Genomic DNA, 19,188 nt, shown 5'->3' with positions numbered 1-19,188 from the left:
CCAAGATTCCCGTGCATCAACCTGCGGACCACGCGATAATCCTGTATCGGTTTGAATTGACTTACAGATACTAGGACACCCCGAGCATGGACGCATCGATCAACAGCACCGTCAATACAGCCCTCGCCCTGCAGGACGCGAACCTCATGCAGGAAGTGCAGGTCCGCGTGCTGAAGAAGGCGCTCAACGCGCAAGCGGATACTGCCTTGACGCTGATGCAGTCGCTGCCGGTGCTGGCCGTGGATGCCACGCTGGGCTCGCGCATCAATACGCACGCCTGAAGCCCTCGCACGGCAAGACTGGCTTTTCCGCTACCTTTCCCAGCTTCCTTTACGCAATTTGCCAGATAGATAGTGAAGGCTGTTGCGCTGGCCGCGAACCAGCAGCAAAAAGCGCCGGCTCCCATACAGGGCCGGCGCTTTTTTTGTTGCGCGAACGAAAAGCCGCCCGCGAGGGGCGGCGCGCGCCTTACTTCTTCTTCATCGGCGGCAAGTCGGTGCAAACACCTTCTGCGACTTCGGCGGCCATGCCCACCGATTCACCCAGGGTCGGGTGCGGGTGGATGGTCTTGGCGATGTCGACGACGTCGGCGCCCATTTCCACGGCCAGGGCCAGTTCGCTGATCAGGTCACCGGCATGGGTGCCGACGATGCTGCCGCCCAGGATGCGATGCGTTTCAGCGTCGAAGATGAGCTTGGTGAAGCCTTCGTCGCGGCCATTGGCGATGGCACGACCGGAGGCGGCCCAGGGGAACACGCCCTTCTCGATCTTGATGCCCTGCTTCTTGGCTTCGTCTTCCGTCAGGCCGACCCAGGCCACTTCCGGATCGGTGTAGGCCACCGACGGAATGACGCGGGCGTCGAAGAAGGACTTCTGGCCTGCGGCGGCTTCGGCGGCGACGTGGCCTTCATGCACGGCCTTGTGCGCCAGCATCGGCTGCCCGACGATATCGCCAATGGCGTAGATGTGCGGCACGTTGGTGCGCATCTGGCGATCGACCTCGATGAAACCGCGGTCGGTCACGGCGATGCCTGCGCGGTCGGCGCCGATCTTCTTGCCGTTGGGGCTGCGGCCCACGGCTTGCAGCACCAGGTCGTAGCGTTGCGGTTCCTTGGGAGCGCCCTCGCCTTCGAAGCTGACGTAGATGCCGTCCTTCTTGGCTTCCGCGCCCACGGTCTTGGTCTTCAACATGATGTTGTCGAAGCGGTAGGCGTTCTTCTTCTGCCATACCTTGACCAGGTCGCGGTCGGCGCCCTGCATCAGGCCGTCCAGCATTTCCACCACGTCCAGGCGCGCGCCCAGGGTGGAGTACACCGTGCCCATTTCCAGGCCGATGATGCCGCCGCCGATGATCAGCATCTTCTTGGGGACTTCACGCAGCAGCAAGGCACCGGTGGAGTCGACGATGCGGTCGTCCTGGGGCAGGAACGGCAGCTTCACCGACTGGCTGCCGGCGGCGATGATGGCTTGCTTGAAGCGCAGGGTCTGGGTCTTGCCGTCGGCGGCCTTGACGGTCAGGTGGTTGGGGTCGGCGAACTCGCCCACGCCATGCACCACGGTGACCTTGCGGGCCTTGGCCATGCCGGCCAGGCCGCCGGTCAGCTTGGCGACCACGCTGTCCTTGTAGCCGCGCAGCTTGTCCAGGTCGATCTTGGGCTCGCCGAAGCTGATGCCGTGGGCGGCCAGCTCGCGGGCTTCGTCGATGACGGCGGCGTTGTGCAGCAGCGCCTTGGACGGAATGCAGCCCACGTTCAGGCAGACGCCGCCCAGGGTGTCATAGCGCTCCACCAGGACCACGGACAGGCCCAGGTCGGCGGCGCGGAAGGCGGCGGAGTAGCCGCCGGGGCCGGCGCCCAGCACCAGCATGTCGTACTCGCCGTCGGCCGCGCCCTTGAAGCTGGCCGCGGCGGGCGCGGCGGCAGGCGCCGCAGCGGGAGCGGCTGCCTGCTTGGGCGCCTCGGCAGCCTTGGGAGCTTCCTTGGCGGCCGGCGCGGCGGCAGCGCCCGAGGCGGCGGCTTCCACTTCCAGCACGACCGTGCCTTCGGCAACCTTGTCGCCGACCTTGACGTTGATGGACTTCACCACGCCGCCTTGCGACGCGGGGATTTCCATCGAGGCCTTGTCGGACTCGACGGTGATCAGGCTTTGTTCAGCCTTGATCGTGTCGCCCACGGCGACCAGGACTTCGATGACTTCCACTTCCTTGAAGTCGCCGATGTCCGGCACTTTGATTTGAACGGTATTGCTCATGGGGCTCCCCGTTTACAGCGCGATGCGGCGGAAGTCGGCCAGCAAGGCGCCCAGATAGGCATTGAAGCGCGCGGCCGCGGCGCCGTCGATGACGCGGTGGTCGTACGACAGCGACAGCGGCACGATCAGGCGCGGCACGAACTGCTTGCCGTCCCACACGGGCTTGTGCGAGGAGCGCGACACGCCCAGGATCGCCACTTCAGGAGCGTTGATGATGGGCGTGAACGAGGTGCCGCCGATGCCGCCCAGGGACGAGATCGAGAAGCACCCGCCCTGCATTTCAGCGGGCGAGATCTTGCCGTCGCGCGCCTTCTTGGACAGGTCGGTCATTTCCTGGGCGATCTGCAGGATGCCCTTCTTGTCGGCATCGCGGATCACCGGCACCACCAGCCCGTTGGGCGTGTCGGCGGCGAAGCCGATGTGGTAGTACTGCTTGAGCACCAGGTTGTCGCCGTCCAGCGAAGCGTTGAACTCGGGGAACTTCTTCAGGGCCGCGACCACGGCCTTGATCAGGAAGGCCAGCATCGTGACCTTGATGCCCGACTTCTCGTTTTCCTTGTTCAGCGTGACGCGCAGCGCTTCCAGGTCGGTGATGTCCGCTTCGTCGTTGTTGGTGACGTGCGGGATCATGACCCAATTGCGATGCAGGTTCGCGCCGGAGATCTTCTTGATGCGCGACAGCGGCTTGGCTTCGATCGGGCCGAACTTGGTGAAGTCGACCTTCGGCCACGGCAACAGGCCCAGCGCGGCGCCATCGGTCGAACCGCCGGCAGCGGCCACCGAACCAGCAGCGAGCGCCTGCTTGACGAAGCCGCGCACGTCGTCGGCGGTGATGCGGTCCTTGGGACCGGAGCCCTTGACCTTGCTCAGGTTGACGCCCAGTTCGCGCGCGAACTTGCGCACCGAGGGGGACGCGTGCGGCAGCTGGCCGGGCTTGAGGTTGGCGTCTTCGAGCGCGGCGGCCGGAGCCGGACGCTGCGCGGCAGGCGCAGGCGCTTCGGCCTTGGCGGCGGGCGCGGCAGCGGCCTCTGCTTTGGCGGCCGGAGCCGGGGCTGCGGCGGCAGCGGCGGCGGGCGCAGCGCCCTCCACCACGACCACGACCGAGCCCTTGGCAACCTTGTCGCCGACCTTGACCTTCACTTCCTTGACCACGCCGCCTTGCGAGGCGGGGATTTCCATCGAGGCCTTGTCGGACTCGACGGTGATCAGGCTTTGCTCGGCCTTGATGGTGTCGCCCACCGCGACCATGACTTCGATGACTTCGACTTCCTTGAAGTCGCCGATGTCCGGCACTTCGATGTTCACCGGACCGCTGGAGGCGGCCGGTGCGGCGGCAGCGGCGGCAGCCGGCTGCGCGGCAGCCTTGGCTTCGGCCTTGGGAGCCTCTTCCTTGGCCGGCGCAGCCGCGGGGGCCGCAGCCTCGCCCGCGCCCGACGCTTCCACTTCCAGCACGACCGTGCCTTCGGCAACCTTGTCGCCCACCTTCACGCTGATCGACTTCACCACGCCGCCTTGCGACGCGGGGATCTCCATCGAGGCCTTGTCGGATTCGACGGTGATCAGGCTTTGTTCAGCCTTGATCGTGTCGCCCACGGCGACCAGCACTTCGATGACTTCCACTTCCTTGAAGTCGCCGATGTCGGGAACCTTGATTTGCACGATGTTGCTCATGTCTCTTTACCCTCAGGCGTATTGCGGGTTGGCTTTGTTCGGATTGATGCCGTACTTCTTGATGGCTTCAGCCACCTTGGCGACCGGCACCTTGCCTTCGTCGGCCAGCGCGCGCAGCGCGGCGACCACGACGAAGTGGCGATCCACTTCGAAGTGCTCGCGCAGCTTCGAGCGGAAATCCGAGCGGCCGAAACCGTCGGTGCCCAGCACCTTGTACTCGCGGCCCTTGGGGACGAACGGACGGATCTGGTCGGCGAAGAGCTTCATGTAGTCGGTCGACGCGATGATCGGGCCTTCCGTCTTGGCCAGCTGTTCCGTGACGTAAGCCACCTGCGGCTTCTTCTCGTCGGGGTGCAGCATGTTGTGGCGCTCGGCGTCCAGGCCGTTGCGGCGCAGTTCCGTGAAGCTGGTGACGCTCCACAGGTCCGAAGCCACGCCCCAGTCGGCTTCCAGCAGTTCTTGCGCGGCCATGACTTCGCGCAGGATGGTGCCCGAGCCCATCAGCTGCACGCGGTTCTTGCCCTTGCCGTGCGATTTGAGCTTGTACATGCCCTTGATGATGCCTTCCTCGTCGCCCTGGGTCAGACCGGGCTGCGGGTAGTTTTCGTTCATCACCGTCAGGTAGTAGTAGACGTTTTCCTGGTCTTCCACCATGCGCTTCAGGCCATGCTGGATGATCACGGCCAGTTCGTGGCCAAAGGTCGGGTCGTACGAGACGCAGTTCGGGATGGTGGAGGCCAGGATGTGGCTGTGGCCGTCTTCGTGCTGCAGGCCTTCGCCGTTGAGCGTGGTGCGCCCGGCGGTGCCGCCCAGGAGGAAGCCGCGCGCCTGCATGTCGCCGGCCGCCCAGGCCAGGTCGCCGATGCGCTGGAACCCGAACATCGAGTAGTAGATGAAGAACGGGATCATGATGCGGTTGTTCGAGGAGTACGACGTGGCCGCCGCAATCCACGAGCTCATCGCGCCCGCTTCGTTGATGCCTTCCTGCAGGAGCTGGCCGTCGGCCGCTTCCTTGTAGTACATGACCTGGTCCTTGTCGACCGGGGTGTACTTCTGGCCTTCCGGCGCGTAGATGCCGATTTGGCGGAACAGGCCTTCCATGCCAAAGGTGCGCGATTCGTCGGCCAGGATCGGCACGACGCGCGGACCCAGTTCCTTGTCGCGCAGCACCTGGTTCAGGATGCGCACGAAGGCTTGGGTGGTCGAGATTTCACGGCCTTCGGCGGTGGGCTCCAGCACGGCCTTGAAGGCGTCCAGCGCCGGGGCCTTGAGATGTTCGTCGGCCTTGGCGCGGCGGCGGGGCAGGTAGCCGCCTAGGGCGGCACGGCGCTCGTGCAGGTACTTCATTTCGGGCGAGTCTTCGGCCGGCTTGAAGTACGGCAGGTCGGCCAGTTGGTCGTCCGGAATCGGGATGCCGAAACGGTCGCGGAATTCGCGGATCGAGTCCAGCTCCAGCTTCTTCTGCTGGTGGGTCGGGTTCTTGGCCTGGCCGACGTGGCCCATGCCGTAGCCCTTGATGGTCTTGGCCAGGATGACGGTGGGCTGGCCCTCGTGGGTGGCGGCGGCGTTGAACGCGGCGTACACCTTGTGCGGGTCATGGCCGCCGCGGTTCAGGCGCCAGATGTCTTCGTCGCTCATGCGCGACACGGCTTCCAGCAGCTTCGGATGCTTGCCGAAGAAGTGTTCGCGCACGAACTTGCCGTCGTTGGCCTTGTACGCCTGGTACTCGCCGTCGACGGTGTCTTCCATGATCTTGCGCAGGATGCCTTCCTTGTCGTGCGCAAGCAGCGGATCCCAGTAGCCACCCCAGATCAGCTTGATCACGTTCCAGCCCGAGCCGCGGAAGTCGCCTTCGAGTTCCTGGATGATCTTGCCGTTGCCGCGCACCGGGCCGTCCAGGCGCTGCAGGTTGCAGTTGATGACGAAGATCAGGTTGTCCAGCTTTTCGCGGGCAGCCAGGGCGATGGCGCCCAGGGATTCGGGTTCGTCCATTTCGCCGTCGCCGCAGAACACCCAGACCTTGCGCTTGCTGGTGTCGGCGATGCCGCGGGCGTGCAGGTACTTCAGGAAGCGGGCCTGGTAGATGGCCATCAGCGGGCCCAGGCCCATCGACACCGTCGGGAACTGCCAGAAGTCCGGCATCAGCTTGGGATGCGGGTACGAGGACAGGCCCTTGCCGTCCACTTCCTGGCGGAAGTGGTTCAGCTGGTCTTCGGTCAGGCGGCCTTCGAGGTAGGCGCGGCCGTACATGCCGGGGGAGGTGTGGCCCTGGAAGTAGACCAGGTCGCCGCCGTGGTTTTCGTCTTCGGCGTGCCAGAAATGGTTCTGGCCGCAGCCGATCATGGTGGCCAGCGAGGCGAAGGAGGCGATGTGGCCGCCCAGGTCGCCGCCGTCCGGCGGATTGTGCTTGTTGGCCTTGACCACCATGGCCATGGCGTTCCAGCGCACGTACGAACGGATGCGCGATTCCAGCTCCAGGTTGCCCGGGTGCGCCGGCTCCAGGCCGGGGGGAATCGTGTTGACGTAGGCGGTGTTGGGCGAGAACGGGATATGCGCGCCGGAACGGCGGGCTTCGTCGATCAGGCGTTCGAGCAGATAGTGGGCGCGCTGCGGTCCTTCACGATCAAGGACAGCCGCCAGGGCTTCGAGCCACTCCTGGGTTTCAAGGGTGTCTTCGTCGTTGGCAGCCTGTACGGCGCCAGCCTGGGCGTAAGAGGACATCGTGTGTCTCCTGTTGGATTGTTCGTGACCGCACCCGCTTACTTATATCTACTCGCGGACATTGCATGGTAGCCGGGATCATCCGGGCTACCATGCAAGGCATGGGGTCGGGTTGTTCTAGAGACCTGCTACTGGGTCGGTTCCCTATCAGCCGGCATTCTAAGAAAGAAGATTAACCGGTCGCAAGAAAAATTTCATGTTGCGGTACGGCATTTCATAATGCGGAAAATTTAAAGCCAGCTGAACGCTTTGGCGTCATACTTTTACTTAGGTACTCCAAAAGGACGAGTCGATTCCCGGCAAATCCCTGCCAACACGCACTAAAATGCGCGGTCTATCCGGCCCGAATTCCATGTCCAGCGCGCCCAAGTCCAATATTCCTACGCCGTTCCACGATCACGCCCGCACTCGCCGACGCGGGGTGTACTGGGTCACGCCAGCAATGGTGCTGATCCTCTATATCTGTGTGATGGCGGTGTTTTTCTGGCTGCAGCGCATCCATGACGACAGTGTCATGTTTGTCACCATCGACCAGGAAATGCGCCAGCAGCGCCTGATCTGGGTAGTGCTGGCCCTGTCCTGTGTGATCGTCATCAGCCTGCTGATGCTGTGGCGCTATACCCGTTTCCGTTCGGCGGCCGAAGCCGCCCTGATCGCCGAAACCGGATTCCGCCGCGCCATGGAGAACTCCATGTCCACCGGCATGCGCGTGCTGGACATGGAAGGCCGCATCGCCTACGTGAACCCGGCCTTCTGCCGCATGATCGGCTGGAACGAGGCCGACCTGATCGGCCGCAGCCCGCCCTTCCCTTATTGGGTGCCGGGCCGCCATGAACAGCATCAGCACACCCTGGACGTGCTGATGTCCGGCAAGACGCCCAGCAGCGGCCTGGAGGTCGAGGCGCAGCGCCGCGACGGATCGCGATTCACGGCGCGCATGTATGTGTCCCCGCTACTGGACCCCAACGGCAACCAGATCGGCTGGATGACCTCCATGACCGACATCACCGAGCCCAAGCGCATCCGCGAGGCCCTGACCGCGGCGCACGAGCGCTTCATGACGGTGCTGGAAGGCCTGGACGACGCCATCTCGGTCACCGCCGACACCCACGACGGCCTGGAACTGCTGTTCGCCAACCGTACCTACCGCCGCGTGTTCGGCGCCCAGACCGGCGGCCACGACGAGCTGCTGGCCGGCCGCCGCGGCCGCTTCACCGACGAATCCGTGGAAGTCTTCGCGCCCTCGGTGCAGCGCTGGTTCGAAGTGCACCACCGCATGCTGGCCTGGACCGACGGCCGCCGCGTGCGCATGCAGGTGGCGCGCGACATCACCGAGCGCCGCGTGCACGAGGAAGCCTCGCGCGTGCAGCAGGAAAAGATCCAGCTCACCAGCCGCCTGACCACCATGGGCGAAATGGCGTCTTCGCTGGCGCATGAACTGAACCAGCCCCTGACCGCCATCGCCAACTACAGCATGGGCGCCGTCGCCCTGGTCAAGGCCGGCCACACCAGCCCCAACATGCTGCTGCCGGCCCTGGAAAAGGCCGCCTCGCAAGCCGAGCGCGCCGGCAAGATCATCAGCCGCATCCGCGAATTCGTGAAGCGCAGCGAGCCCCGCCGCCAGCGCGTGGCCATCAGCCGGATCGTGGACAATGCCATCGGTTTCGCCGAGATCGACGCCCGCAAGCGCCGTATCCGCATCGACCGCTTCGTGCCGTCCAACGCGCCGGACGTGCTGGCCGACCCCATCCTGATCGAGCAGGTGCTGTTGAACCTGCTGAAGAACGGGCTGGAGGCCATGGAAAAAAGCGAATCCGACGAACTCAAGGTCGCCGTGATCCTGCATGAACAGCACATCGAGGTCGCGGTGGTCGATCGCGGCCACGGCCTGGCCGAACCCGAACGCCTGTTCGAACCCTTCTTCAGCACCAAGACCCAGGGCCTGGGCATGGGGCTGAACATCTGCCGTACCATTATTGAATCGCACCACGGCCGCTTGTGGGCGGATCCCAATCCCGCCGGTGGCACCATTTTCCGCTTTACCCTGCCCTGCGCTGCACCCCAGTCGCAGGCCCAGAACGATCAGTCCGAGGAGTTGCACGCATGAACACGCCCCACCTGTCGAGCACGGTTTTCATTGTTGACGACGACGAAGCGGTCCGCGATTCGCTGCGCTGGCTATTGGAGGCCAATGGCTATCGCGTTCGCGCCTACGCCAGCGGCGAGTCCTTCCTGGAAGACTACGACGCCAGCCAGATCGGCGTGCTGATCGCCGACGTGCGCATGCCCGGCATGAGCGGCCTGGAACTGCAGGAGCAGTTGATCGCCCGCAATGCGCCGCTGCCCATCGTGTTCATCACCGGCCACGGCGACGTGCCGATGGCCGTGTCCACCATGAAGAAAGGCGCGGTCGACTTCCTGGAAAAGCCGTTCAATGAATCCGATTTGCGCGAGATCGTGGCGCGCATGCTGGAGCAGGCCACGCAGCGCGTGAGCAAGCACCAGGCCCAGAAAGACCACGAAGCCATGCTGGCGCGCCTGACCGCGCGCGAGCAGCAGGTGCTGGAGCGCATCGTCGCCGGCCGCTTGAACAAGCAGATCGCCGACGACCTGGGCATCAGCATCAAGACCGTAGAGGCGCACCGCGCCAACATCATGGAAAAACTTGAAGTGACCACCGTAGCTGATTTGATGAAAGTGGCCTTGGCCAAACCCGAGGCGACGGCATGACGGCAAGGATTATCGACGGCGCGGCCCTGTCGGCGCGCATTCGCGAAGAAGCTGCCCAACGCGTTGCGGCCCTGGCCGTCAAGGGCACGCGCCCCGGCCTGGCCGTGGTGCTGGTGGGTGAAGACCCCGCTTCCCAGGTGTACGTCCGCAACAAGGTAGCCGCCTGCGAAAAGGCCGGCCTGCATTCCGTCAAGGAGCAGTACCCCGCGGACATGACCGAGGCCGAACTGCTGGCCCGCATCGCCATCCTGAACCAGGACCCGACCATCCACGGCATCCTGGTGCAGTTGCCGCTGCCCAAGCACATGGACTCGCACAAGGTCATCGAGGCCATCGCGGCCGAGAAGGACGTGGACGGCTTCCATATCAGCAACGCCGGCCTGCTCATGACCGGCCAGCCGCTGTTCCGCCCCTGCACGCCCTATGGCGTGATGAAGATGCTGGAATCGGAAGGCGTGACGCTGCGCGGCGCCGAGGCCGTGATCGTGGGCGCCAGCAACATCGTCGGCAAGCCCATGGCGATGCTGCTGCTGCAGGCCGGCGCCACCATCACCATCTGCAATTCCAAGACGCGCGACCTGGCGGCCCAGACCCGCCGCGCCGACGTGCTGGTGGTCGCCACCGGCAAGCCCGGCATGATCGACGGTTCGATGATCAAGCCCGGCGCGGTCGTCATCGACGTGGGCATCAACCGCGGCGCCGACGGCAAGCTGTGCGGCGACGTGGACTTCGCCTCGGCCAAGGAAGTGGCCGGCGCCATCACGCCCGTTCCGGGCGGCGTGGGCCCCATGACCATCGCCATGCTGCTGGTCAACACCATCGAAGCGGCCGAACGCGCCGCAGCCTGACGGCCGGCGTACCCGCGGCCGGCCAGGCCGCGGGACGGGGATTGCGATCTGCCCTTGCGTTCGGGCAGATCGCCCTCACCTGATTCTCATGCCCTTGCCGGCGCCTCGTGGCGCTGCTCACCTCTTCCCAGCCTGTAACACCATGACCCAGAACCCCCTGCTCGCCCCTGTCTCCGACCTCGTCGACTACGCGGCCGTCAAGCCCGGACACATCGTGCCGGCGGTCGAGGAACTGCTGGGCATCGCCCGCCAGGCCGTGGACCGCGCCGCCGATCCCGCGCTGGCGCCCACCTGGGAAGCCGTGGTTGAACCGCTGGACACGGCCTCGGAGCGCCTGTGGCGCGCCTGGTCGGTCGCCGGCCACCTGAACGCCGTGGTCAACACCCCGGAACTGCGCGAAGCCTACAACGCCGCCCTGCCCCTGGTGACCGAATTCTCCACCTGGGTCGGCCTGCACGAAGGCCTGTACAAGCAGTACCAGCGCCTGGCCGCCGCCCCCGATTTCGCGTCCTGGACGCCAGTGCGCCGCCGCATCGTGGAAATGGCCCTGCGCGACTTCCGCCTGAGCGGCGTGGAGCTGCAAGGCGCAGACCGCGAACGCTACGCCGCCATTTCCGACCGCGAGGCCCAGGCCTCGCAGAAATTCTCTGAAAACGTGCTGGACTCGATCGACGCCTGGGCGCTGCTGGTCGAGGACGAAGCCCGCCTGGCCGGCATTCCGGCCGACGTACAGGCCGCGGCCCGCGCCGCGGCCGAGGAAGACGGTAAGCCGGGCTGGAAGCTCACGCTGAAGATGCCGTGCTACCTGCCGGTGATGCAGTACGCCCAGGACCGTACGCTGCGCGAGGCGCTGTACCGCGGCTACGGCACCGTGGCGTCGGAACACGGCGACGGAAAATTCGACAATTCGCCGCTCATCGAAGAGCTGCTGTCCCTGCGCGCCGAGGAAGCCGGCCTGCTCGGCCTGGGCACCTTCGCCGCGCTGCGCCTGCAGACCCGCATGGCCCGCGACGCGCAGGAAGTCACCGTGTTCCTGCGCGACCTGGCCGCGCGCGCCAAGCCCTACGCCCAGCGCGACCTGGCTGAACTGAAAGCCTACGCCACCGGCGAACTGGGCCTGGACGACCTGCAGCCCTGGGACGTGGCCTACGCTTCCGAGCGCCTGCGCGAATCGCGCTACGCCTACTCCGAAGACGAGGTGAAGCAGTATTTCACCGAGCCGCGCGTGCTGTCGGGCCTGTTCGAGGTCATCGAGACCCTGTTCGATGTGCGCCTGGCTGAAACGCCCGTCTCGTCCTGGCATGGCGACGTGCGCGGCGTGCGCGTGGAAAGCCCCAAGGGCGAACTCATCGGTTATCTGTATCTGGACCTGTACGCCCGCGCCGGCAAGCAAAGCGGCGCCTGGGTCGACAGCGAACGCACGCGCCGCGTCGTGGCTGGCAAGGTGCAGACGCCCATCGCCTACCTGACCTGCAATTTCTCGCGCCCCAACGGCGACAAGCCCGCCGTCCTGACGCACGACGACGTCATCACGCTGTTCCATGAAACCGGCCATGCGCTGCATGCCCTGCTGTCCGAAGTGGACGAGCCCGGCGCGGCGGCCTTCGCCAGCGTGGAATGGGACGCCATCGAGCTGCCCTCGCAGTTCATGGAGAACTTCTGCTGGGAATGGGCGGTGGTGCAGAAGCTGTCCGCCCATGTGGACACGGGCGAGCCCCTGCCGCGCGCGCTCTACGACCGCCTGGTCGCCGCCCGCAACTACCAGAGCGGCATGCAGACCGTGCGCCAGATCGAGTTCGCGCTGTTCGACATGCTGATGCATGACCGCGCCCAGGGCGCGTCGATTGCCGAAGTGCTGGCACTGCTGCAGGAAGTGCGCCAGGAAGTGGCCGTGCTGTTCCCGCCCGCCTGGCACCGTCTGCCGCATGCCTTCTCGCACCTGTTCGCGGGCGGCTACGGCGCGGGCTATTACAGCTACAAGTGGGCAGAGGTGCTGTCGGCCGACGCCTATGAGGCCTTCGAAGAGGCGGCGGCCCGCCAGGCCGGCAACGCGCTGGGCACGCTGGATCCCGAAACGGGCGCACGCTTCCGGCGCGAAGTGCTGGCAGTAGGCGGTTCGCGCCCGGCGGCCGAGTCCTTCGCCGCCTTCCGCGGACGTGCGCCTCGCATCGACGCCCTGCTGCGCCATAGCGGCATGACGCCTGCCTGAGCGTCCGCTTCCCGGTCGCTACCCGACGGCCCGCCCTGGCGGGCCGTTTGCTATGTTGCGGCGGCGTCGTCGACTGGCCGGCGCGCCGACATCACCAGCCAGCGTCCATGCACGGACTGGTCGGAGCCGGCCTGCTTCCAATAGCGGCGGCTTTCCTCGTCCTGCGCCTGTTTGAGCCGGCGGCCGTAATACAGGCGCGACGGCACGGCCAGCACATGCTCGACCATGCGCTTGGGCTTGATCTCGTCCACATCGTGCAAGCTGATGTCCCTGAAACCGTAGTGCTGGAACAGCAGGTGCAGCTGCGGAAAGCTCCAGGGGAAGTACGTGACGTAATCCTCGCCGCGCTGCCGTCCCACCATGGGCCGGAACCCCGAATGGAAGCCGCGCAGCAGGAACTGCAGGCGCGAACGGAAATACCAGGTGTTGGGCGTGGTGACGATCAGGGTGCCGCCCGGGCGCAGCGCGCGGTAAAGGCTCTGCATCAGCACGCCGGGGTTGGTCAGCAGATGGATCGCCTCGCAGCAGACCACGGCGTCATAGGGTTCGGCAACCGTCAACGGCGTTTCCAGGTCGTGCTCCGTCACGCGGCGGTAGCCGCCGGCCTGCGGAAACTCCCACAGGCCCACGCCGTCGATATCGACCTGCCGGCCGCTGGCGGCGGGCAGCATGTCGCCCAGCCAGCCCGTGCCGCAGGGCGCGTCCAGCACCGAATCCGCCAGGCGGCTGCGCAGGATGTCGAGCACGACGGGATAGTAGGGATAGTAGGGGTAGCCCAGGGAATTCCTGACCGGCATGTCCATATGTGGCGCCTCTGGATTCTGAAATCTGACACGGTCCTGAATGTAGCGGCAGCCATGGCATCCGGTCTGGCGAATTCGCCACTTCCAAACAATAACCAGACAAAGCTTTACAAGTCGGACGGCCGGTCCCGGCCCCGCGGCTTGCGCCAGGACAAGCCGGCCCCAGGTCCGCCCGCCCCCGCACCCTGCCCTGCCCGCGCCTTGCGGGTAGAATCAAAAGGTTTACCCTCTACCGGCCCTTGGACTCATGCGACACCTCATTTCCGGCCGCGCCCTGCGCAGCCTGCTGCTGACCCTGTGCGTGTTTCTCGCTGCCTGCGGCGACAGGAACGTCGATTGGACCCTGTACAACGTGAAGGGACACCTGCCCGACCTGAAGTTCTCGCTGCCCGGCGCAGGCGGCAAGATGGTCAACAGCGACGACCTGAAGGGCAAGACGGTGCTGCTGTTCTTCGGCTATGCCAGCTGCCCGGACATCTGTCCCACCACCATGGCGCAGTTGACGGCGGTGCTGCAGAACCTGGGCGACAAGGCCCGCGATGTGCGCATCCTGTTCGTCAGCGTGGACCCGCACCGCGACACGCCGGACATCCTGCAGGCCTACGTCAACGCCTTCAACAACAATGCCATCGGCGTGACCGGCGATGAAAAGCAGATCGCCGACCTGGCGCGCCGCTACCGTGTGGCCTACCAGATCGAGAAGCCCCGCCCGGGCGACGACGCGGATATGTACGAAGTCACGCACAGCCGCGGCGTGTATATATTCGACAAGGACGGCAAGGCCCGCTTGCTGGCATCGGACACGGACAGCATCGAGGCCATGACCAAGGACGTGCGCCAGTTGATCGACCTGACTTCCTGAGCGCCGGCGGGGCGCAATGTTGCCCGTGCGCCCCATACACCAGTTGTTACAGCCGCTACGCGCGGGGCGTGAGTATCATCTAGCCACACTGCCCCTTTTACTTCCAGCAAGGAGTACGCGCATGAGCATAATCATCATGATCATCGTCGGGTTCGTCGTGGGCCTGATCGCCCGCGCCATCATGCCCGGAGACCAGAACATGGGGATCATCATGACCACCATCCTGGGTATCGTCGGTTCGGTCGTCGCCGGATTCCTGGGCCAATCGCTGGGCTGGTACGCGCCGGGCGAACCCGCCGGGTGGATCGGATCGGTCGTCGGCGCGATCGTCGTGCTGTTCGTGGTGGGCCTGATCGCCAAGAAACGCGCCTGACGTTCTGCTGGACCTGAAATGAAAACGGGCCGATCTTTCGATCGGCCCGTTTTTTTTCCGTCTGCCCTTATTGCTGCTGGGCCTGCGCGGTCACCGTGCGTTCGGTCCAGCCGCCGCCCAGCACCTTGTACAGCGTGACCAGGTTGGACAGCCTGGCCCGACGCGTGTCCACCAGGGCCTGCTGCGCGCTGTACAGCGAACGCTGCGAATCCAGCACGCTCAGGTAGTCGTCGATGCCTTGGCGGAAACGCTGATCCGAGGCGTCGTAGGCGCGCTGGTTGGCGGCCACCAGGAGCCGCTGCGCCTGGATCTGCTCGTCCAGGGTGCCGCGCCCGGCCAGGGCGTCCGCCACTTCGCGGAAACCCGTCTGGATCGACTTCTCGTACTGCGCGACCTGGATGTTCTTCTGCACCTTGGCCAGATCCAGGCCGGCAAGCAGCGAGCCGCCCGCGAAGATCGGCACGGTGATCTGGGGCACGAAGCTCCAGGCGCCCGAGCCGCCTTCGAACAGCCCGCCCAGGCTGGCGCTGGCGGTACCGGCCGAGCCCGTCAGGCTGATGGTCGGAAAGAAGGCGGCGCGCGCCGCGCCGATATTGGCGTTGGCGCCCTTCAATTGGTGCTCGGCCGCGCGGATGTCCGGGCGACGGGCCAGCAGGTCCGACGGCAGGCCGGCGGGCAAGGTGGTCGGCAGCATGGCATCGTCAAGCTTGACCGCGTTATCCAGCGCCGCCGTCAGCTCGGGCGACAGCGGCTGGCCCACCAGCAGGACCAGCGCATTGCGGTCCTGCGCGGCCTGGCGCGTGTATTGCGACAGGTTGCGCTCGGCGGTGCGCAGCGACACTTCCGCCTGGCTCAGGTCCAGCGCCGTGGACAAGCCCTGGTCGTAGCTCTGCTGCGTGAGCTTGAAGGAATCCTGCTGGCTCTTGAGCGTGTCGCGCGTCAGGCCGACGAGTTCCTGGTCGGCGCGCAGGGTCAGGTAGGCGTTGGCCACTTCGGCGATCAGCGTCAGCTGGGTCGCCGTGCGGGTTTCGTCCAGCGCCAGATAGGATTCCAGCGCTTTGTCGCTCAGGCTGCGGATGCGGCCGAACAGATCCAGCTCCCAGGCCGACATGGCGGCGCCGACCTGGTAGCTGTGGCTGGTGGTGGCGCGGCCGCTGGGCGACAGATCGGCCGGCGAACGCTGGGCCGTTTCCTGGCCGGCGATGCCGATGCTGGGCATCAGGTCGGCGCGCTGGATGCGGTACTGGGCGCGCGCCGCCTCGACGTTCAGGGCCGCCACGCGCAGGTCGCGGTTGTTGGCCAGCGACTGCTCGATCAGCTGTTGCAGCAGCGGGTCCGAGCCGAAGAAATCGCGCCAGCCGATGTCGGCCGTCATCAGGCCGCCCGCGTCGGCCGGCTGGGCCGCCTGGTAGGACGGACCCGTGGGATAGGCCGCGTCGACCGGCGCGTCCGGCCGCTCGTAGGTGGGGGCCAGCGAGCAGCCCGCCAGGGCCGCCGCCAGGGAAACAGACAGCAAGGTTCTCATCGGAAATGTCATTGCGGTTGGCCCTCCGTCGAGACGCCCTGCGTGCCATTGGCGCTGGTGTCGTGCTCGTCGACGTTTTCGCTCATGCGCTTGACCTTGAAGACGCGCAGCATGATCACGAAGAAGGCCGGAACAAAGAAGATGGCCAGGAAGGTGCCGGTCAGCATGCCGCCGATCACGCCCGTGCCGATGGCGTTCTGGCTGCCCGAACCCGCCCCCGACGAGATCGCCAGCGGCGTCACGCCCAGGATGAACGCCAGCGACGTCATCAGGATGGGACGCAGGCGCTGCCGCGCGGCGTGGATGGCCGATTCCGTCAGGCTGGCGCCCTGCTCGTAGTGCTCTTTGGCGAACTCCACGATCAGGATCGCGTTCTTGGCCGCCAGGCCGATGGTTGTGAGCAGGCCCACCTGGAAGTACACGTCGTTGGACAGGCCCCGCAGCATGGTGGCGAGCAAGGCCCCGATGATGCCCAACGGCACCACCAGCATCACCGCCGACGGGATGGTCCAGCTTTCGTACAGCGCCGCCAGGCACAGGAACACCACGATCAACGAAATCGCGTATAGCGCGGGCGCCTGGGCGCCGGACAGGCGTTCTTCGAACGACAGGCCGGTCCATTCAAAGCCCACGCCCACCGGCAGCTTGCCCGCCAGGCGTTCCATTTCTTCCATCGCCGCGCCCGAGCTGTAGCCCGGCGCCGCCTGGCCCTGGATGTTGTACGACGGCACGCCGTTGTAGCGGTTCAGCTTTTGCGGACCGTAGCTCCAGGTGGCCTTGGCGAACGCCGAGAACGGCACCATATCGCCCGCCTTGTTGCGCACGTACCATTTGTCCAGGTCTTCCGGCAGCATGCGCGACGACGCCTCGCCCTGCGCGAACACCTTCTTCACGCGGCCGCGGTCGATGAAGTCGTTGACGTACGACGAACCCCAGGCCGTGGCCAGCGTGCTGTTGATGTCCGAGACCGCCACGCCCAGGGCGCGCGCCTTCTCGCGGTCGATGTCCAGCTGGTACTGCGGCGCGTCTTCGATGCCGTTGGGGCGCACGCCCTGCAGGACCGGACTCTTGGCGGCTTCGCCCAGCAACTGGTTGCGCGCGGCAAGCAGCTTCTCGTGGCCGACGCCTGCGCGGTCCATCAACTGGAAGTCGAAACCGGTGACGTTGCCCAGTTCCATCACGGACGGCGGCGGCACCACGAACAATTGCCCGCGGCGCTCGGTCTTGCGGAAGTGCGCGTTGGCCCGTGCCGCCACGGCGCCGGCCTTCAGGCGGGCGTCGCCGCGTTCTTCCCAGTCGCGCAGCTTGATGAACAGGATGGACGCGTTCTGGCCGCGGCCGCCGAAGTTGAAGCCATTGACCGCGAACACCGAGGTGACGGCGTCCTTTTCCTCGTTCAGCAAGTACTTGGTGGCGTCGTCGATGACGGCCTTGGTGGCTTCCGCCGTGGCGCCAGCAGGCGTCTGGATCTGGGCGAACAGAATGCCCTGGTCCTCATCCGGCAGGAAGGCGGTCGGAATGCGCGTGAACATCCAGCCCATGGCGAGGACCAGCGCCAGGTAGATCACCATCAGACGCTTGCTGCGGTTCAAGCCGCGCGCGACGGTATTGGCGTAGCCGTTGCTGCTGCGCTCGAACGTGCGGTTGAACCAGCCGAAAAAGCCCTTCTTCGAGCCATGATGGCCCTTGGGGATGGGCTTGAGCAAGGTCGCGCACAAGGCCGGCGTGAACACGATGGCCACGATCACCGACAGCACCATGGAGGACACGATGGTGATGGAGAACTGGCGGTAGATCACGCCCGTGGACCCGCCGAAGAAGGCCATGGGAATGAACACGGCCGCCAGCACCATGGCGATGCCGATCAGGGCGCCAGTGATCTGCGACATGGACTTGCGGGTGGCCTGCTTGGGCGACAAGCCCTCTTCGGCCATCACGCGCTCGACGTTTTCCACCACCACGATGGCATCGTCCACCAAGAGGCCGATGGCCAGCACCATGCCGAACATGGTCAGCGTGTTGATGGAGTAGCCGAACGCCGCCAGCACGCCGAACGTGCCCAGCAGCACCACCGGCACTGCCAGCGTCGGGATGATGGTGGCGCGGAAGTTCTGCAGGAACAGGTACATCACCAGGAAGACCAGGATGATGGCCTCGATCAGCGTCTTGAACACCTCATGGATCGACAGGCTGACGAACGGCGTGGTGTCGTACGGATAGACGACGTCCATGCCCGGCGGGAAGTAAGGCTTCAGGTTGTTGATGGTGTCGCGCACCGCCTGTGCCGTGTCCAGCGCGTTGGCGCCCGGCGCCAGCTTGACCGCCAGGCCCGAGGCCGGCTTGCCGTTGTAGAAGCTGTCGATGGCGTAGGTCTGGCCGCCCAGCTCGATGCTGGACACGTCGCCCAGGCGCACTTGCGAACCGTCGGCGTTGACCTTGAGCAGGATGCGGCCGAAGTCTTCCGCCTTTTCCAGGCGCGAAGGCCCGATGATGGTCGCGTTCAGTTGCTGGCCGCGCACGGACGGCAAGCCGCCCAGCTGGCCGGACGACACCTGCACGTTCTGTTCCTTGATCGCCGCCACGACGTCGACCGTGGTCAGGCCGTAGTTGACGAGCTTGGCGGGATCCAGCCAGATGCGCATCGCGTACTGCGAGCCGAACAGCTGGAAGTCGCCCACGCCCTGCGTGCGGCTGATGGGATCCTGGACATACGAGGCGACGTAGTCGGCCAGGTCGTCCTTGGTCATCGAGCCGTCGGTGGACACGAAGCCCGCCACGATCAGGAAGTTCTTGGTGGCCTTGGTGACGCGGATGCCCTGCTGCTGCACTTCCTGCGGCAGGAGCGGCTGCGCCAGCGACAGTTTGTTCTGCACCTGGACCTGCGCGGTATCAGGGTTGGTGCCCTGCGTGAAGGTCAGGGTGATGGACATGCTGCCGTCGGAGTTGCTTTCCGAGGAGATGTACTGCAGGCCGTCCAGGCCGTTCATCTGCTGCTCGATCACCTGCACCACGGTGTCCTGCACGGTCTGCGCGGACGCGCCCGGGTAGGTCACCGCGATGCCGATGGCTGGCGGCGCGATGTTGGGGTATTGGGAAACCGGCAGCTTCAGGATGGACAGCGCGCCGGCCATCATCAGCACGATCGCGATCACCCATGCGAAGACCGGTCTATCGATAAAAAACTTTGCCATGCAAG

At 65.6% G+C, this 19,188-nt stretch carries 13 protein-coding genes; 7 read left to right on the top strand and 6 right to left on the bottom strand.

Annotation, left to right across the window (positions count from 1 at the left end; translation table 11 throughout):
- The first annotated feature begins 86 nt into the window (after positions 1–86).
- Positions 87–281 carry a YjfB family protein gene (locus HV793_RS11865; protein WP_175213226.1) on the top strand — a complete coding sequence of 65 codons (195 nt, stop codon included), beginning with the start codon at positions 87–89 and terminating at the stop codon, positions 279–281.
- Positions 282–468: 187 nt separating this feature from the next.
- Here the strand turns inward: HV793_RS11865 and lpdA are convergent, their stop codons facing one another.
- The 3 genes from lpdA to aceE are packed head-to-tail and all read right to left on the bottom strand — an operon-like array spanning position 469 to position 6,642.
- Positions 469–2,250, bottom strand: coding sequence for a dihydrolipoyl dehydrogenase (gene lpdA, locus HV793_RS11860; protein WP_175213225.1), 1,782 nt, complete (start codon positions 2,248–2,250; stop codon positions 469–471).
- Between the two features lie 12 nt (positions 2,251–2,262).
- A complete protein-coding gene (aceF, locus tag HV793_RS11855; RefSeq protein ID WP_175213224.1) occupies positions 2,263–3,921 on the bottom strand; it encodes a dihydrolipoyllysine-residue acetyltransferase in 1,659 nt (552 codons plus the stop codon).
- A 12-nt stretch (positions 3,922–3,933) separates the two neighbouring features.
- Entirely contained in the window at positions 3,934–6,642 is a 2,709-nt protein-coding gene (gene aceE / locus HV793_RS11850; protein WP_059374398.1) for a pyruvate dehydrogenase (acetyl-transferring), homodimeric type, read from the bottom strand.
- A gap of 352 nt (positions 6,643–6,994) precedes the next feature.
- Between aceE and HV793_RS11845 the strand changes: the two genes are divergently transcribed.
- The 4 genes from HV793_RS11845 to HV793_RS11830 all read left to right on the top strand — a co-directional run bounded on the left by HV793_RS11845 (position 6,995) and on the right by HV793_RS11830 (position 12,429).
- A complete protein-coding gene (locus HV793_RS11845) occupies positions 6,995–8,749 on the top strand; it encodes a PAS domain-containing sensor histidine kinase (RefSeq protein ID WP_013393358.1) in 1,755 nt (584 codons plus the stop codon).
- Positions 8,746–9,372 (top strand): response regulator transcription factor, encoded by a 627-nt coding sequence (locus HV793_RS11840; protein WP_054456641.1) that lies wholly within the window; start codon positions 8,746–8,748, stop codon positions 9,370–9,372. Before HV793_RS11845 ends, HV793_RS11840 begins: the two co-directional genes overlap by 4 nt.
- Positions 9,369–10,220 (top strand): bifunctional methylenetetrahydrofolate dehydrogenase/methenyltetrahydrofolate cyclohydrolase FolD, encoded by an 852-nt coding sequence (folD, locus tag HV793_RS11835; RefSeq protein ID WP_175213223.1) that lies wholly within the window; start codon positions 9,369–9,371, stop codon positions 10,218–10,220. The genes HV793_RS11840 and folD overlap by 4 nt, the downstream gene beginning before the upstream one ends.
- A 142-nt stretch (positions 10,221–10,362) precedes the next feature.
- Complete coding sequence (locus tag HV793_RS11830; RefSeq protein ID WP_175213222.1) at positions 10,363–12,429, top strand: M3 family metallopeptidase; 2,067 nt, start codon at positions 10,363–10,365, stop codon at positions 12,427–12,429.
- A 50-nt stretch (positions 12,430–12,479) separates the two neighbouring features.
- Here the strand turns inward: HV793_RS11830 and HV793_RS11825 are convergent, their stop codons facing one another.
- Positions 12,480–13,232: a class I SAM-dependent methyltransferase gene (locus HV793_RS11825; RefSeq protein ID WP_175213221.1), complete on the bottom strand. Its 753-nt coding sequence runs from the start codon at positions 13,230–13,232 to the stop codon at positions 12,480–12,482.
- Positions 13,233–13,479: 247 nt separating this feature from the next.
- Here HV793_RS11825 and HV793_RS11820 point away from each other — a divergent pair, with 247 nt between their 5' ends.
- On the top strand, positions 13,480–14,094 hold the full coding sequence (locus HV793_RS11820) for an SCO family protein (RefSeq protein WP_054456639.1): 615 nt from the start codon (positions 13,480–13,482) through the stop codon (positions 14,092–14,094).
- 121 nt (positions 14,095–14,215) lie between these two features.
- Positions 14,216–14,467 carry a GlsB/YeaQ/YmgE family stress response membrane protein gene (locus tag HV793_RS11815; protein ID WP_013393352.1) on the top strand — a complete coding sequence of 84 codons (252 nt, stop codon included), beginning with the start codon at positions 14,216–14,218 and terminating at the stop codon, positions 14,465–14,467.
- Between the two features lie 67 nt (positions 14,468–14,534).
- Here HV793_RS11815 and adeC read toward each other — a convergent pair whose 3' ends face one another.
- Both adeC and HV793_RS11805 read right to left on the bottom strand, forming a co-directional pair.
- Positions 14,535–16,004 (bottom strand): AdeC/AdeK/OprM family multidrug efflux complex outer membrane factor, encoded by a 1,470-nt coding sequence (gene adeC / locus HV793_RS11810; protein ID WP_054456638.1) that lies wholly within the window; start codon positions 16,002–16,004, stop codon positions 14,535–14,537.
- Positions 16,001–19,183 carry an efflux RND transporter permease subunit gene (locus HV793_RS11805; RefSeq protein WP_054456637.1) on the bottom strand — a complete coding sequence of 1,061 codons (3,183 nt, stop codon included), beginning with the start codon at positions 19,181–19,183 and terminating at the stop codon, positions 16,001–16,003. The genes adeC and HV793_RS11805 overlap by 4 nt, the downstream gene beginning before the upstream one ends.
- Between the last annotated feature and the right edge of the window lie 5 nt (positions 19,184–19,188).

The organism is Achromobacter aegrifaciens (assembly GCF_902859965.1).
Lineage (GTDB): Bacteria > Pseudomonadota > Gammaproteobacteria > Burkholderiales > Burkholderiaceae_B > Achromobacter > Achromobacter aegrifaciens.
Note: the sequence above shows the minus strand (reverse complement) of the source record. Positions and strands in the feature narration are given on the sequence as shown.